This is a genomic window from Amycolatopsis sp. 3B14, from assembly GCF_050958625.1.
Classification (GTDB): domain Bacteria; phylum Actinomycetota; class Actinomycetes; order Mycobacteriales; family Pseudonocardiaceae; genus Amycolatopsis_E; species Amycolatopsis_E thermoflava.
The window spans coordinates 128,218-142,106 of sequence record NZ_JBHZEN010000060.1 but is presented as its reverse complement, the minus strand read 5'-3'; the positions used below and the strand labels follow the sequence as shown (position 1 = coordinate 142,106).

Here is a 13,889-nt window from a genome sequence, read left to right as displayed (position 1 = left end):
GGCGCAGTCCGTCCATCGTGGACGGGGTGCGGTCCTATCAGGACGCCGTGGCCGAGGTGCGGCTCGCCCTGGCACACGGCGCGACGGTGCTGGCCGAGTCCGAGCTGACGCTCAAGCAGATCGCGGGCGTCTACGCCCGTGTCGACGAGGAGTACGCCGAGGCGTTCGGCTACCGGAAGGGATCACATGGCTGACCGGAACCTGCCGCTGGCGTTCGACGTGGTGATCCTGTGCGCGGAGAGCACGGGTTACGACGACCTGGCCGACCTGTTGCGGACCGCGCCGGACTGGGAACCGCGGACCGCCGCGCTCGACGCGCTGGCGCACCTGTGGGGGACCGAGCTCGGCAGGCGGTTCGCCGGCTGCAAGAGCCGGCTGGAGACCGTGAAGAGCGAGGTCAAGCACGTGTGGGCCGGCGATGCCGCGGACGCGTTCGTCCGGCACGTCGACGATACCCTGGCCCGGCACGCGGAGTACCAGGCCGCGGCCGGGCAGGTCGCCGTCGCGCTCGGCGAGGTGAACAAGGCGATGGCCACCTGCGCCGCGGACTGCCACGGCGCCGTCAACGACGCCACGGCCGCCATTCTGAACGCCGGCCTGCTCGGCGTCGCCGGGTTCGCTTCGGGCACCGCACCGGTGTCGGTGACCGGAGCGGTCTTCACGATCATGGCCACCCTGTCCGGCAAGGTGGCGCAGATCCAGGCGATCGTCGAGCGCGACGCCGGCGCCGCTCTGGCCAAGCTCCGGGAGGCGTGCAACACCCTGGCGCAGCTCACCCTGCCCGCGGCGATGGCCGAATCGCTGAAGGAACCCGCCCACTGGTTGCCGAAGCCCTACGGCAGCACCGTCCTCGCCGAGGTGCCGCCCGGGTTCGCGGCGCACCTCGCGCAGGTCAGCGCGGACCACTTCGGCAAGGACGTGAGCGCCGCGGCGCTGCACCGGTTCGAGCAGACCTTCGACCACGGCTTCGACGGTCTCGACGAGGACGAGTACGTGGCGGCCGCCGAGGCGATCAGCGGGTACGCCGACGACGTCGACCTCGGCGCGGCTGAACCGGAACCGGACGGGCAGGTCACGGTGGTCGGGCCGCCGCCGTTGGACATGCCGCCCGCCGCGCCGAAGGCCGGTGCGCAGTGACGCCGGAACTCCCGCCGCCGCTGGCCGAACTCGGCAGGCGGCTCGACCACCACCGCACCACCGCCGCGCACGGGAACGTGGCGGCCGAAGTGAACGGACACGGCAACCTGACCGGCCTGCGACTGGCCGCGGGCACCCTGCGGCGTGTGCACCCGGACGTCCTGGGCCGCGAGATCGTGTCCGCGGTCGCGGCCGCCCGCGCCGCTGCCGCCGAGCACCGGCGGCAGGCGATGTCCGCCGTGCTGCCGGGGATCGCGACGTGACCGGGTTCGACGACCTGGCCCGGGAATCCGACGAGCGCCTGCGGGCGATCGCACGCGCCGCAGAGGAACGCGCCAGGGCCACGGTCAGCGAGGCGATCGACGGTGGGTTCGGCGACGTGCTGGTCAGCGGAACCGGTGTCCTGGTCGACGTGCGGCTGGACGCGGCGCGCCTGCGGACGGTGCCGGAAGCACGGTTGGCGGAGGCGGTGGTGAGCGCGATCCGGCGGGCAGGTCAGGGGGCGCCGCCGTCCGCGGTGCGCCGCCCCCGTCCGCCGGCGGGCGACGAGCCGGAGGAGTTGTTCACCGGTCTGGCGGACGAGCACCGGCGCCGGGCGGCACGGGAGCGGGTGACGTGCTGCCCGCACTGCGGCGGAACGTTGCCCACTCAGCCGTGAGGCTGCGCTTCGAGGTGCTGCTTGAGCAGGCCGAGCGTGGCGGGCACTTGCTTGCGCGCGTTGCGGCGCGCCAGGGGAGCGATGAACCTGCCCACGCCGTGCCCCTCGAAGGCGATGCCGTACTCGACGTGGGTGCCCTGGCCCTCCGGGGTGAACGTGACGTCCACGTTCGCCCGGACCGGCCCGTCCACGCCGCGGACCCCGTAGCGCCGGCCCGGGTCGTAGGCCGTCACCTCCCACGCGATGGTCCGGTCGGCGCCCATGACATGGCGGACCTCGTGCCCGCGGGTCCCGACGGTGACCGGGGCCGGGCCGTCGAAGGCGGCGGTGCGGACGTCGGGCTGCCAGTCGGGCAGGTGGGTGGCGTCGGTGAGGAAGCCGAACACCTCCTGCGGGCTGCGCGCGATGTCCACTGCGGCGGTGGTCTTCCCGGACATGACGCGACTCCTCTCGTGGTGCGTCGAGGGTAGGCCGGTCGGACGGTGCCCGGAAGGAGTTCGGCGCGGCAACCTCGTCCGCGCTCGACCGTCCTGTCAAGGAGTGCCCGGACGCGAGGGGGTTCTGTTGCGGGATGCCGGCGGTTGGCTGCGGGAGTTCCAGGAGGCCGCGCGGGCCAGGCAGGACCGGGGTGATCCGGACTGGGCGCGCGGCGCCCGGCTCGATCGCGCCGTGGTGCGCAGCCTGCAGCGGTTCCAGGTCGGCGAATCCGGCGACGGCGTGCGGCTCAACCGCGCCGCGGAGCGGACCGGCGATCCCGCCTACGCCGCGGCGGTGCGGCTGTTCGTCGCCGAGGAGCAGAACCACGCGCGGCTGCTCGCCCGCCTGCTCGAGGCCGCCGGGGCGCCGACGATCACGCGTCACTGGACCGACACGGTGTTCGTCTCACTACGGCGCGGGCTGGGGCTGCGGCTGGAGCTGGCGGTCCTGCTGATCGCCGAGACCGTCGCGCTCAGCTACTACCGCATCCTGCGCGACGGTTCCGGCGACGCCCTGACCCGGGAGGTGGCGGCCCGCATCCTCGATGACGAGCAGCGGCACGTGCCCTTCCACCGGGACCGCCTGCGCGGGTCGATGCCGCGCCCGGTGTGGTGGCTGGTGCGGACCGCGTGGCAGCTGCTGCACGCCACCACCGCGATGGTGGTCGCGTGGGACCACGGGGCCGCGTTGCGTGTGCTCGGTGTCGGTCGGCGGGAGTTCGTGGCCGAACAGGTCCGCCTGTTCAGCCGGTTCCTGACCACGCTGCGAGCGGAGCACGCCGGGGTTTGAGGCCGCGTGTGCGGGGTCAGCGGTCGCGTGCCGCCAGGTAGGCGAGGTGGTGCGAGGTCGCGATGGCGACCGGTTTGCTCCTGCGGCCCAGCCCGTTCCCGCGGCCGTCTGCGGCCGCGGCCACTTCCCGGTCACCCCAGGAGAACCGCGGTCCCGCGAAGTGCTCGCTCGTCACCAGACGGCGGCAGGTCCGGCGCAGGGTGTGCGCCAGGCTGCTGTCCGCACCGGAGTGTTCGTCCTCGGTCAGGCGTTCCCGGCTGTAGACCCACCCCGCCGGACACGAGTACTTCACGGCCACGTGCTTGCTCCTGAACCCCGGGCCGGCGATGGGGTGCACGGCGCCGTAATCACCGAACCGGAGATCGCCCGCCCCCGCGGCCACGACCTCGTTCCACAGTTGTTCCTCGTAGCGCGGCTGCTGCCACAGATCCGTGCGATTCAGCGTGCGCGGGATGGAGCCGCTCAGCAGGACGGTCGACCGGACCGGCCCGACCACCCGAACGAGGTCCAGAACCGCCTGCACCTGCTCGACACGCTGGGGCGCCACCTGATCGACGTACCGGACGGGTAGTCGTTGTCGAGCAGGTCGACGGGATCGGACAGGCGGTTGGCGAGCTCGCCGAGCGGGCCTGCCGCTCCGAACCTGATCGGTTCGCTGATCTCGGCGGCATCGACCATGAGGTAACGGCCGAAGATGTGGAAGGCCCGCGCGACCGCTTCGATCCGGGACAGCTGGGCCGCCGGGGGTGACGTGAACGCGTCGAAGTCGATCAGCGGTTGCAGGTGGGTGAGCTGCTGGACGCGCGACCAGCACGGTGAAACGGCCGTGGATCCGCCGAACGCGCGACCTCAGGCGTGCGCCACGCCGAGGCCCGCGCCCAGTGCCAGCGCCGCCGCCTCGCCGCGGGAGCTCACTTCCAGCTTCTGCAGCACACCGGTGACGTGGAACTTCACCGTGCTCTCGGTGACGCCCAGCTCCGCCGCGATCGCCTTGTTGCGCTTGCCCTGCGCGAGCAGCGCCAGCACCTCCCGCTCGCGGCGGTTGAGGTTCGTCAGCCGCGTTTCGCCGGAGGGCTCGGGTGCGTCCAGCGGCAGCGAGATCGTCACCCGGCTGCCCCAGCCCGGCGCGGCGTCGATGTCCAGCGCGGCGCCCAGGGTGCGCGCCCGGCCCTGCAGGCCCCGGCGCAGCGCGTCCACGTCCAGCTCCCCGGATCCCTGGTCCCGCACGTCGACCACCAGGCTCGCGCCGTCGCTCGACCACGCGATCCGCAGGCGCGCCAGGCCCGGCTGGGCGGTGAACGCCAGTACGGCGGTCCGCGTCATCGCCCGCGCGGCGTGCGCGATCTCGCCGGGCACGGAACCGCCGGACGGGGCGACGAACTCGATCGGCGCCTCGTGGTGCCGCAGCATCTGCCGGATGTCCTCGCGCAGCCGGGCGAACGCCTCCGGCGCCGCCTCCTCGGACAGCGCCTGGTCCGACTTCCGCGCCGACCGCAGCGCCAGCAACGCCGCCGACGCCGAGTCCGCCGCCGACAGCCGCGCCCGGCGGTCGTCCAGGCCGGCGGACCGCAGCGGGGTCAGGATCGCCACCAGCGCCGCCTCGTGCGCGGCCGCCAGCTCGGCGATCGTCCGCTCCCGCTCGCTGGAGGCGGCCCGCGACTCGGCGAGGTAGTCGGGGCTGGCCTGGGCGACCTGCTGGCTGATCGAGGTCACCACCAGGCCGAAGATCGCGGCCAGCAGCTCCGGCTCCGGCAGCCGCCGCCGCGCCGCACGGGGGACCAGCACCAGCAGCGTGCCGGCCGGATCGAGCACCACCCACACGGTCCGCTCCGCGCCCGCGATCGACGCGGTCGTGCTGACCGGACGGCCGGGCTCGACCGCGGCCTTCAGCTCCTCCAGCTCGCCGATCGTGACCTTGTTGATCATCTCCGTGGCGCCGGCGACCTTGCGTGGCCGCCCGGTGCACTCGCGCGTGAACACCACCAGCGCGGTGTGCGGCCATCGCTCGGCCAGGAAGCGCGAGAGACGGCGGGCGATCTCGTGCAGCGGCCCGTCCACGACCTCTCGCAGAGCCACCAGGTCGGTCACCGGATCCATGCGGCCACTCTAACCGGAGGTCGAGGTTTTACTGGTCCGAAGACCAGGTCGCGGAAACGCCACTCGGGGCTACCGTCGCCAACGGTATGCGTCACCGCGCATGCTTCTCCACCGAAAGGAACAGCCGATGCCACAGACGGTTCGCGGCGTGATCGCCCGCTCGAAGGGAGCTCCGGTCGAGCTCACCGACATCGTGATCCCCGACCCCGGTCCCGGTGAGGTCGTGGTCGCGATCGCCGCGTGCGGGGTGTGCCACACCGACCTGACCTACCGCGAGGGCGGCATCAACGACGAGTTCCCGTTCCTGCTCGGGCACGAGGCCGCCGGCACCGTCGAAAGCGTCGGCGAAGGCGTCGACTCGGTCCAGCCGGGCGACTACGTCGTCCTCAACTGGCGTGCCGTGTGCGGCCAGTGCCGCGCCTGCAAACGCGGCCGCCCGCAGTACTGCTTCAGCACGTTCAACGCCACCCAGAAGATGACCCTGACCGACGGCACCGAGCTGACCCCGGCGCTGGGCATCGGCGCGTTCGCGGACAAGACGCTCGTGCACGCCGGGCAGTGCACCAAGGTCGACCCGGCCGCCGACCCCGCCGTCGCCGGCCTGCTCGGCTGCGGTGTGATGGCCGGGCTGGGCGCGGCGGTCAACACCGGCGCGGTCAGCCGCGGCGATTCCGTCGCGGTGATCGGCTGCGGTGGTGTGGGCGACGCGGCCATCGCCGGGGCGCGCCTGGCCGGGGCGCACAAGATCATCGCCGTGGACCGCGACGCGAAGAAGCTCGAGTGGGCGACCGAATTGGGCGCCACGCACACGGTGAACGCCACCGAGACCGATGTCGTCGAGGCCGTCCAGGCCCTGACCGGCGGGTTCGGCGCGGACGTGGTGATCGACGCGGTGGGCAGGCCGGAGACCTGGAAGCAGGCCTTCTACGCGCGCGACCTCGCCGGCACGGTGGTGCTGGTCGGCGTCCCGACCCCGGACATGCGCCTGGAGATGCCGCTGCTCGACTTCTTCTCCCGCGGCGGCGCGCTGAAGTCGTCCTGGTACGGCGACTGCCTGCCGGAACGGGACTTCCCGGTGCTGATCGACCTGCACCTGCAGGGCAGGCTGCCGCTGGACAAGTTCGTCACCGAGCGCATCTCGCTGGACGACGTCGAGAAGGCCTTCCACACCATGCACGCCGGCGAGGTGCTGCGTTCGGTGGTGGTCTGGTGAGCTTCCGGATCGACCGGGTCGTCACCTCCGGTGTCTTCGAACTGGACGGCGGCAGCTGGGAGGTCGACAACAACGTCTGGCTCATCGGCGACGACCGCGAGGTGGTGGTGGTCGACGCCGCGCACGACGACAAGCCGATCGTCGAGGCCGTCGCGGGGCGCAAGGTGGTCGCGGTGATCTGCACGCACGGGCACAACGACCACGTGACGTACGCGCCGCAGCTCGGCGAGCAGCTGTATGCGCCGGTGCTCCTGCACCCGGGCGACCAGGAGCTGTGGGACATGACCCACGCCGGGCAGGCGTTCTGGAAGGCCGACGACGGTCAGCGCATCGCCGTCGCGGGCACCGAGATCGAGCTGATCCACACCCCCGGCCACTCGCCCGGATCGGTGTGCCTGCACCTGCCCGAAGCGAAGGCGCTGTTCACCGGCGACACGTTGTTCGCCGGCGGGCCGGGCGCGACGGGCCGGTCGTTCTCGGACTTCCCGACGATCATCGACTCGATCCGGGACCGGCTGTTCAAGCTCCCCGAGGACACCCGGGTGCACACCGGCCACGGCGACGGCACCACCATCGGAACCGAGGCGCCGCACCTGGCGGAGTGGATCGCGCGCGGCTACTGAGCTGGCGTGTTTGCCCACGCCATGGCCGTCGCAGCGCCTGGCTACCGCGCGGGCTGCTCGGCCACGACGCCGCCACCGCCACGGTGAGCGAGAACTGGGGCAGCTCGCGCTCAGCGCGCGGGCTGCCCAGCAGCGACGGCGGCGGGGTGGTGCGTCGGCGGGGGTAGCGCCCGCGCTCAGTGCGCGGCAGGCGTCGCGGCGGCAACAGCGGGCTTGCTCCATCGGTGGATCCACGGCGGCGGCTCGGCAGGGTGGTGGTCGCGCGAAGGGCGGTTGGCGCCCAAGGCCCCGCCTGCGGCAGGCAGGTGATGCCCCGCAGCGCGGCCACCCGCCGGGTGCCCGCGCTCAGCGCGCGGGCTGCCCAGCAGCGACGGCGGCGGGGTGGTGCGTCGGCAGGGGTAGCGCCCGCGCTCAGTGCGCCGCAGGCACCGCGGCGGCAGCGGGTTTGCGCACGAACAGCGCGGTCACCAGTGCGAGCACCCCGACGACGCCGGCCACCACGAACGCCGTGCGCAGGCCGGTGGCGTCCGGGGTACCGGCCGGGTCGTTGCTGCCCAGCGTGGCCACGCTGACGAACACCGCGGTGCCGAACGCGCCCGCGACCTGCTGCAGCGTCGCCAGGATCGCGCTGCCGTGCGAGTACAGGTGGTCCGGCAGCACGCCGAGCGACTCCGTCATCAGCGGGGTCATCATGAACCCGAGCCCGGCCATCAGCAGCACGTGGATCGCGATCACCGCGGCCAGCGGCGAATCCGGCCCGAGCAGCGCGAACAGCCACATCGACACCGCCAGCGCCGCCGCGCCGGGGATCACCAGCGGCCGCGCGCCGAACCGGTCGAACAGCGCGCCCACGGGGCGGCCCAGCAACCCGAGCGTCAGGCCGCCGGGCAGCACCGCCAGCCCGCTGACGAACGTGCTCGTGTGCAGCACGGTCTGCAGGTACAGCGGCAGCATGATCGAGGCGACCCCGAGCAGGCACACGAACAGCAGCGCGGCCAGCACCAGCGCGACGACGAAACTGCGGTGCGTGAACGGCCGCAGGTCCAGCAGCGCCCGGTCCGCGCGCTGCAGCCGCGTCTGCCGCCAGGTGAACACGGCCAGCAGGGCGAGCCCGCCGACGATCGTGGCCCACGGCGGCACCGGCGAGTGCCCACCGCCTTCGCCGATGCCGGCCAGGCCGTAGAGCACGCCGCCGAACCCGAGCGCGGACAGCAGCACCGACGGCACGTCCAGCGGCACCTTCCGGGTCGAACTGTCCAGGCGGAACCACGTCGCGCCGACCGCCAGCGCGGCCAGCGCCAGCGGGAGCACGATCCAGAACATCCAGCGCCAGCCCAGCGACGCCAGCACCGCGCCGCCGATCGTCGGCCCCACCGCGGGGGCCACGGCGATCACGATGGTGATCGTGCCCATCGTCGCGCCGCGCTTGTTCTCCGGCACCAGGCGCATCACCGACGTCATCAGCAGCGGCAGCATCACGGCGGTGCCGCACGCCTGGACCACGCGCCCGGCCATCAGCATGCCGAAGCCGGGCGCGAGCCCGCTGATCGCGGTGCCCGCGCTGAACAGGGTCAGCGACGCGAGGAACACCTGGCGCGGGGTGAACCGTTCGAGCAGGAACCCGGTGGTCGGGATGACCACCGCCATCGTCAGCAGGAACCCGCTGGTCAGCCACTGCACCGTGGTGGTGGACACGGCCAGGTCGGCGGTGAGGTCGCGCAGCGCGACGCTCAGGATCGTCTCGTTCAGGATCATCACGAACGCGGAGACGACCAGCACGCCGATGAGCAGCCCGGACCGCGGCGGCGCCTCGAGCGTGGCGTCGGGCGGAGTGGTCGCGGGGGCGGCCATGGAAGCACCTCACAGGGAAATTCAGTGGTCGGGATCGCGGCCTCGGCGCCGCCGGAACGGCCGCACCCCATCCCCCAGCAGGGCAGGCGAAAACAGCCGAACCACTTATACGGTGCGAACGTACCGCCCGTCCATCGAATTCCCGCTCCGGCGCTAGGTCATCTGGCGGATGAGGATCGTCGCCACGCAGGCCGGTTTCGGCGCGTCCTCGACGGCGATCGTCATCGTGATCGCCAGCTGCAGCCCGCCCCGCACCTCGGTCACCTCCTCCAGCGTCGCGGTCGCGCGCACCTTGCTGCCCACCGGCACCGGGGAGGGGAAGCGGACCTTCTCGCAGCCGTAGTTGACGGTCAGCCCGAACCCGGTGAACTCCACGATCTCCGGCAGCAGCCGCGGCACCAGCGACAGCGTCAGGTAACCGTGCGCGATGGGACCACCGAACGGCCCGCTCTTCGCCCGCTTGACGTCGACGTGGATCCACTGGTGGTCCCCGGTCGCCTCGGCGAACCGGTTCACCGACTCCTGCGTGACCTCGACCAGCCCGCTGCTGCCGAGCGGTTCCCCGACCGGCAGGGCGCGCACCCCTTCGACGCCGTGCACCACGATCGCCACGTCAGACCTCCTCGAGCGCGAGCGGCGCGGGTTCGAACTCCTGCAGCGGCGCGCCGGCGAACAGCCGCGCGACCTCCGGCACGGTCCAGCCGCCGGGCCGCAGCTCCTCGGCCACCTCGCCCGGGTGCGTCCACAGCGCGATGCGGTCGCCGCCCACGGCGATGGCCTGGCCGGTGACGTGCGCCGACTCCGCCGACGCGAGGTAGACGACCAGCGGCGCCACGTCGTCCGGGGTGCCGAGACCCTGGCGCCGCAGCGGCTCCGGCACCGGCTCCCCGGCGTCCACTCTGGACACCAGCTCGCCCAGTCCCGGCATGGTGGCGACCATCCGGGTGAGCGCGGTGGGCACGATCGCGTTGACCGTCACGCCGATCTTCGCGTGCTCGACCGCCCAGGTGCGCATCATCGCGACGATGGCGCCCTTCGAGGCCGAGTACGCGGTCTGCCCGAAGCTGGCGCGCTGCCCGGCGGGGGAGCCGACGAGGATCAGCCGCCCGCCCTCGCCCTGTTCCCGGAACCGCCGCACCGCCGCCCGGCCACAGGTGAAGGTGCCGCGCAGGTGGCTGGTGACCACGAGGTCGAAGTCGTCGTCGCTGGTGTTGCGCAGCGTCCGGTCGCGCAGCGCGCCGGCGTTGGTGACCATCACGTCGAGGCGGCCGAACTCGCCGACCGCCCGCCGCACCAGTGCGTCGGCCAGGTAGCTGCCGCCGACGGAACCGACCACGGCGACCCCCCGGCCGCCCGCGGCGGTGATCTCCGCGACCGTCTCCTTGGCGACGTCGGCGTCGAGGTCGTTGACGACCACGGCGGCGCCCGCGGCGGCCAGCGCCCGTGCGTAGGACCGGCCGAGGCCGCGGCCTGCCCCGGTGACCACGGCGACTCTGCCGTCGAGCATGTGCCCTCCTTCGATCGCGGATCCCCTCGACGGTATGGGCCGCGGCGGCCCGGCACGCTGGCCTTGCGTCGCCACCGTGGCGCGACGTTTGTCCCGCCCGGCCTGCGGTTCCCGGCCGTGTCGCCGGGACCCCGCGCCTTCCTACGCTGGACGCCGAGCCGAGGAGGTGCAGACCGGATGGACGTCTCCTTCGGCACCGTGTGGGAGGCCGTGGCCCGTGGCCTGCCGGACGCGGTCGCGATCTCCGAACCGGGGCGCGACCTGACCTACGCGGAGTTCGACGACCGCGCGGCCCGGCTGGCCACCGCGTTCGAAGAGGCCGGGGTGCGCTCCGGCGACAAGGTGGCCTGCTACCTCCACAACGGCGCGGCCTACCTGGAAACCGTGTTCGCCGCGTTCAAGATCGGCGCCGTGCCGGTGAACGCGAACTACCGGTACACCGCGGACGAGCTGACGGCGCTGCTGACCGACGCCGACGCGGCGGCGGTGGTATTCAGCGGTGCGCTCGCGCCGAACCTGCGCCACGCCGCGGCGCACGTGCCGACCCTGCGGCTGCTGGTCCGCGCCGGACCCGCCGCGGAGCCCGGGCCCGCGGCGCCGGAACTGGAGGAACTGCTCGCGGCCACGCCGCCGCGGCCGCCGGAGCACCGGTTCGGCTCGGACGAGATCTTCATGTACACCGGCGGCACCACCGGCAAGCCGAAGGGCGTCATCTGGCGGCAGTCCGACCTGCTGCATTCGCTGTTCGTGCCGGTCTTCCGGCCGCTGGGCGCGCGGGAGCTGCCCGCCACCCTCGCCGAGGCCGTCGGCCTCGCGATCGACGCACGTGCCGAGGACCGCTCGCACGCGACGATGCCGGTCGTGCCGCTGATGCACGGCACCGGCCTGTTCAACTCGATGGGCGCGCTGCTCACCGGCGGCCGGGTGATCACCACCGATCCCGGTGCGCTCGATCCGCGCCACGTCTGGACGACGGTCGCCGCGCAGCGGGCGCGCACGATCATCGTCGCGGGCAACGCCGTGTGCCGTCCACTGGTCGACGAGCTGGTCGCGGCGGAGCGGCGAGGGAGCCCGCACGACCTCGGCTCGCTGCGGTCGGTGATCAGTTCCGGCACCGCGCTGTCGGACCGGCTCAAGCACGCACTGCACGAGCGGGCGGGCGTCACGATCTTCGACGCGATCGCCTCCAGCGAGGGCGGGCCGTTCGCGTTCGCGGTGACCTCCACTGTGGACGATCTGCCGTCGCGGTTCTTCCCGGTGCCCGCGACGAAGGTGTTCGGTCCCGGCGACGCCGAGGTCACACCCGGCAGCGGCGAGACCGGCGTGCTCGCCTACCGCGGCCCCATCCCGCTCGGCTACTACAAGGACTCGGCGAAGACGGCCGCGACGTTCCGCACGATCGGCGGCGTCCGCTACGCCATCCCCGGCGACCTGGCCGCCGTCGAGGCCGACGGCGCGATCCGGTTCCTCGGCCGCGGGTCCGGCGTGATCAACACCGGCGGCGAGAAGGTGCACCCGCAGGAGGTCGAGGACGCGTTGCTCACCCACCCCGAGGTCACCGACGCGGTCGTGGTCGGCCTGCCGGACGAGACGTGGGGCGAGCGCGTCGCGGCCGTGGTCGCGACCGCGTCGGCGACGTTGTCGGCCGGGGAGCTGCGGGAGTGGGTGCGCCGCGGCCTGGCCGGGTACAAGGTGCCGCGCACGATCGCGCTGCTGCCCGAGCTGCGCCGCACGCCGACCGGGAAGCTCGAGCTGGCCTGGGCCCGCGACCTCCTCCTAAAACGTTTAGGAAGTTCCTGATAAGCTTTAGGCATGGTGCGAGCGGGACTGACCACCGAGCGCGTGGTCCAGGCGGGGGCGGAGCTGGCCGACGAGGCCGGGTTCGACCAGGTCACCCCGTCGGCGGTGGCCCGCCGGTTCGGCGTCCAGGTCGCGAGCCTGTACACGCACGTGCGGGGCGCCCACGACCTCAAGGTGCGCGTCGCGCTGCTCGCGCTGGGGGAGCTCGCCGACCGGGCCGCCGACGCGCTCGCCGGGCGAGCCGGCCGGGACGCGCTGGCCGCCTTCGCCGGTGTCTACCGCGACTACGCCCACGAGCACCCGGGCCGCTGGGCGGCGGCACAGTTCCGGCTCGACCCGGAGCACGCGGCCGCGAGCGCCGGGCCCCGGCACACCCGGATGATGCAGGCGATCCTGCGTGGTTACGACGTGCCGGAGGCCGACCACCCGCACGCCGTCCGGCTGCTGGGCAGCGTCGTCCACGGCTTCGTCGAGCTCGAATCGGGCGGCGCGTTCGGCCACAGCGCGCCCGCGCCCGGCGAGTCCTGGTCGCGGATCCTCGAGGTCCTCGACGTCACCCTGCGGAACTGGCCCGGGAGGACCGGATCGTGATCACCACACCCCTGACCGCGGACCTGCTGCGCGGCGCGCTGGACGTCGAGTCCGGGGCGCACGGCCTGGTGCCGCACCGGCTGCCCGCGTGGGCGCGCGCCCGGGCAGACGCGCAGCTCCGCATGGCGGAGTCGCAACCCTCCGGCGTGCGGCTGGCCTTCCGCACCCGCGCGACCGTGATCGAGCTGGACGCGCTGCGCACCACCCGGTCCTACGTGGGCACCCCGCCGCGCCCGGACGGCGTGTACGACCTGCTCGTCGACGGACGGCTGACCGCGCAGGGCGGGGTCGGCGGCGGCAACACCGTCCACATCGACCTGTCCACCGGCGCGGCTCGGATGGAGCCCGGAGCGCCCGGCACGGTCCGGTTCGACGGCCTGCCCGGCCACGACAAGGACGTGGAGATCTGGTTGCCGCACAACGAGATCACCGAGCTGATCGCGCTGCGCACGGACGCGCCGGTCTCGCCGTCGCCTGCGCGCGGGCGGGTGTGGCTGCACCACGGCAGCTCGATCAGCCACGGCTCGGACGCCGCCAGCCCGGTCACCACCTGGCCCGCGGTCGCCGCCGGGCTGGGCGGGGCCGAGCTGGTGAACCTGGGCTTCAGCGGCAGCGCGATGCTGGACCCGTTCACCGCGCGGGTCATGCGGGACACGCCGGCCGACCTGATCAGCGTCAAGATCGGGATCAACCTGGTGAACGGCGACGTGATGCGGCTGCGTGCGTTCACGCCGGCGGTGCACGGTTTCCTCGACACGATCCGCGACGGGCACCCGGACGCGCCGCTGCTGGTGGTCTCGCCGATCTGGTGCCCGATCCACGAGGACACGCCAGGCCCCGGCGCGTTCGACGTCGAGGCGCTGAAGTCGGGTGTGGTGCGGTTCCGGGCCACCGGGGACCCGGCCGAGCGCGCCGCCGGGAAGCTGACGCTGCGCGTGATCCGGGAGGAGCTGGCACGGATCGTCGCCGAGCGCGCCGACGAGAACCTGCACTACCTCGACGGCCGCGACCTCCACGGCGAGAACGACCGCCCGCTGCCCGACAACCTCCACCCCGACGCGGCGACCCATCGGCTGATGGGGGAGCGGTTCGCCAAGCTCGCGTTCGGCGGCCCGTTCGCGGCTCGCTAGTTGTGATGTCCAGGGA

Annotated in this window: 16 protein-coding genes; 10 read left to right on the top strand and 6 right to left on the bottom strand. The window is 73.3% G+C overall.

The window, feature by feature from the left end; genetic code table 11:
• The 4 genes from ACCP09_RS31145 to ACCP09_RS31130 all read left to right on the top strand — a co-directional run.
• Nucleotides 1-194: hypothetical protein (locus ACCP09_RS31145; protein WP_433752261.1), on the top strand; the 194-nt coding region annotated here is incomplete at its 5' end.
• Nucleotides 187-1,137, top strand: coding sequence for a hypothetical protein (locus ACCP09_RS31140; RefSeq protein ID WP_433752259.1), 951 nt, complete (start codon nt 187-189; stop codon nt 1,135-1,137). The genes ACCP09_RS31145 and ACCP09_RS31140, both read left to right, overlap by 8 nt.
• A complete protein-coding gene (locus ACCP09_RS31135; RefSeq protein ID WP_433752257.1) occupies nt 1,134-1,400 on the top strand; it encodes a YbaB/EbfC family nucleoid-associated protein in 267 nt (88 codons plus the stop codon). Before ACCP09_RS31140 ends, ACCP09_RS31135 begins: the two co-directional genes overlap by 4 nt.
• Nucleotides 1,397-1,795 (top strand): hypothetical protein, encoded by a 399-nt coding sequence (locus ACCP09_RS31130; RefSeq protein ID WP_433752255.1) that lies wholly within the window; start codon nt 1,397-1,399, stop codon nt 1,793-1,795. The genes ACCP09_RS31135 and ACCP09_RS31130 overlap by 4 nt, the downstream gene beginning before the upstream one ends.
• Here the strand turns inward: ACCP09_RS31130 and ACCP09_RS31125 are convergent.
• Complete coding sequence (locus ACCP09_RS31125) at nt 1,786-2,232, bottom strand: SRPBCC family protein (protein WP_433752253.1); 447 nt, start codon at nt 2,230-2,232, stop codon at nt 1,786-1,788. The genes ACCP09_RS31130 and ACCP09_RS31125 overlap by 10 nt on opposite strands.
• 103 nt (nt 2,233-2,335) lie before the next feature.
• Here ACCP09_RS31125 and ACCP09_RS31120 point away from each other — a divergent pair, with 103 nt between their 5' ends.
• Nucleotides 2,336-3,061, top strand: a complete 726-nt coding sequence (locus ACCP09_RS31120; protein WP_433752251.1) for a ferritin-like domain-containing protein — start codon at nt 2,336-2,338, stop codon at nt 3,059-3,061.
• A gap of 16 nt (nt 3,062-3,077) precedes the next feature.
• On the opposite strand, the gene ACCP09_RS31115 is transcribed toward ACCP09_RS31120, so the two are convergent.
• Together ACCP09_RS31115 and ACCP09_RS31110 are read right to left on the bottom strand one after the other, a co-directional pair.
• On the bottom strand, nt 3,078-3,608 hold the full coding sequence (locus tag ACCP09_RS31115) for a beta family protein (RefSeq protein WP_167499285.1): 531 nt from the start codon (nt 3,606-3,608) through the stop codon (nt 3,078-3,080).
• A gap of 302 nt (nt 3,609-3,910) precedes the next feature.
• Entirely contained in the window at nt 3,911-5,158 is a 1,248-nt protein-coding gene (locus tag ACCP09_RS31110; protein WP_378364805.1) for a response regulator transcription factor, read from the bottom strand.
• 127 nt (nt 5,159-5,285) lie between these two features.
• On the opposite strand from ACCP09_RS31110, the gene ACCP09_RS31105 reads away from it, so the two are divergent.
• Entirely contained in the window at nt 5,286-6,371 is a 1,086-nt protein-coding gene (locus ACCP09_RS31105; protein ID WP_433752248.1) for an S-(hydroxymethyl)mycothiol dehydrogenase, read from the top strand.
• Entirely contained in the window at nt 6,368-6,994 is a 627-nt protein-coding gene (locus tag ACCP09_RS31100) for an MBL fold metallo-hydrolase (protein ID WP_027930032.1), read from the top strand. The genes ACCP09_RS31105 and ACCP09_RS31100 overlap by 4 nt, the downstream gene beginning before the upstream one ends.
• A gap of 411 nt (nt 6,995-7,405) precedes the next feature.
• On the opposite strand, the gene ACCP09_RS31095 is transcribed toward ACCP09_RS31100, so the two are convergent.
• The 3 genes from ACCP09_RS31095 to ACCP09_RS31085 form a co-directional block, all read right to left on the bottom strand.
• Entirely contained in the window at nt 7,406-8,845 is a 1,440-nt protein-coding gene (locus ACCP09_RS31095) for a DHA2 family efflux MFS transporter permease subunit (RefSeq protein ID WP_378364804.1), read from the bottom strand.
• 153 nt (nt 8,846-8,998) lie between these two features.
• Nucleotides 8,999-9,457, bottom strand: a complete 459-nt coding sequence (locus ACCP09_RS31090; protein WP_433752246.1) for a MaoC family dehydratase — start codon at nt 9,455-9,457, stop codon at nt 8,999-9,001.
• A gap of 1 nt (nt 9,458) precedes the next feature.
• Nucleotides 9,459-10,352 carry an SDR family NAD(P)-dependent oxidoreductase gene (locus ACCP09_RS31085; protein WP_123686994.1) on the bottom strand — a complete coding sequence of 298 codons (894 nt, stop codon included), beginning with the start codon at nt 10,350-10,352 and terminating at the stop codon, nt 9,459-9,461.
• Nucleotides 10,353-10,529: 177 nt separating this feature from the next.
• On the opposite strand from ACCP09_RS31085, the gene ACCP09_RS31080 reads away from it, so the two are divergent.
• From ACCP09_RS31080 to ACCP09_RS31070, 3 genes are read left to right on the top strand one after another with little or no spacing between them, the layout of a single operon-like run.
• On the top strand, nt 10,530-12,152 hold the full coding sequence (locus ACCP09_RS31080; RefSeq protein WP_433752243.1) for an AMP-binding protein: 1,623 nt from the start codon (nt 10,530-10,532) through the stop codon (nt 12,150-12,152).
• 12 nt (nt 12,153-12,164) lie between these two features.
• Nucleotides 12,165-12,743, top strand: coding sequence for a TetR/AcrR family transcriptional regulator (locus ACCP09_RS31075; protein ID WP_027930027.1), 579 nt, complete (start codon nt 12,165-12,167; stop codon nt 12,741-12,743).
• Nucleotides 12,740-13,873, top strand: a complete 1,134-nt coding sequence (locus tag ACCP09_RS31070) for a GDSL-type esterase/lipase family protein (protein WP_123686992.1) — start codon at nt 12,740-12,742, stop codon at nt 13,871-13,873. The genes ACCP09_RS31075 and ACCP09_RS31070 overlap by 4 nt, the downstream gene beginning before the upstream one ends.
• Nucleotides 13,874-13,889 lie beyond the last annotated feature (16 nt).

Excerpts from the sequence above, each read along its gene's own strand:
- ACCP09_RS31140 (WP_433752259.1), top strand. The coding sequence starts at position 187 with ATGGCTGACCGGAACCTGCCGCTGGCGTTCGACGTGGTGATCCTGTGC.
- ACCP09_RS31125 (WP_433752253.1), bottom strand. The coding sequence starts at position 2,232 with ATGTCCGGGAAGACCACCGCCGCAGTGGACATCGCGCGCAGCCCGCAG.
- ACCP09_RS31110 (WP_378364805.1), bottom strand. The coding sequence starts at position 5,158 with ATGGATCCGGTGACCGACCTGGTGGCTCTGCGAGAGGTCGTGGACGGG.
- ACCP09_RS31105 (WP_433752248.1), top strand. The coding sequence starts at position 5,286 with ATGCCACAGACGGTTCGCGGCGTGATCGCCCGCTCGAAGGGAGCTCCG.
- ACCP09_RS31095 (WP_378364804.1), bottom strand. The coding sequence starts at position 8,845 with ATGGCCGCCCCCGCGACCACTCCGCCCGACGCCACGCTCGAGGCGCCG.
- ACCP09_RS31085 (WP_123686994.1), bottom strand. The coding sequence starts at position 10,352 with ATGCTCGACGGCAGAGTCGCCGTGGTCACCGGGGCAGGCCGCGGCCTC.
- ACCP09_RS31080 (WP_433752243.1), top strand. The coding sequence starts at position 10,530 with ATGGACGTCTCCTTCGGCACCGTGTGGGAGGCCGTGGCCCGTGGCCTG.
- ACCP09_RS31075 (WP_027930027.1), top strand. The coding sequence starts at position 12,165 with ATGGTGCGAGCGGGACTGACCACCGAGCGCGTGGTCCAGGCGGGGGCG.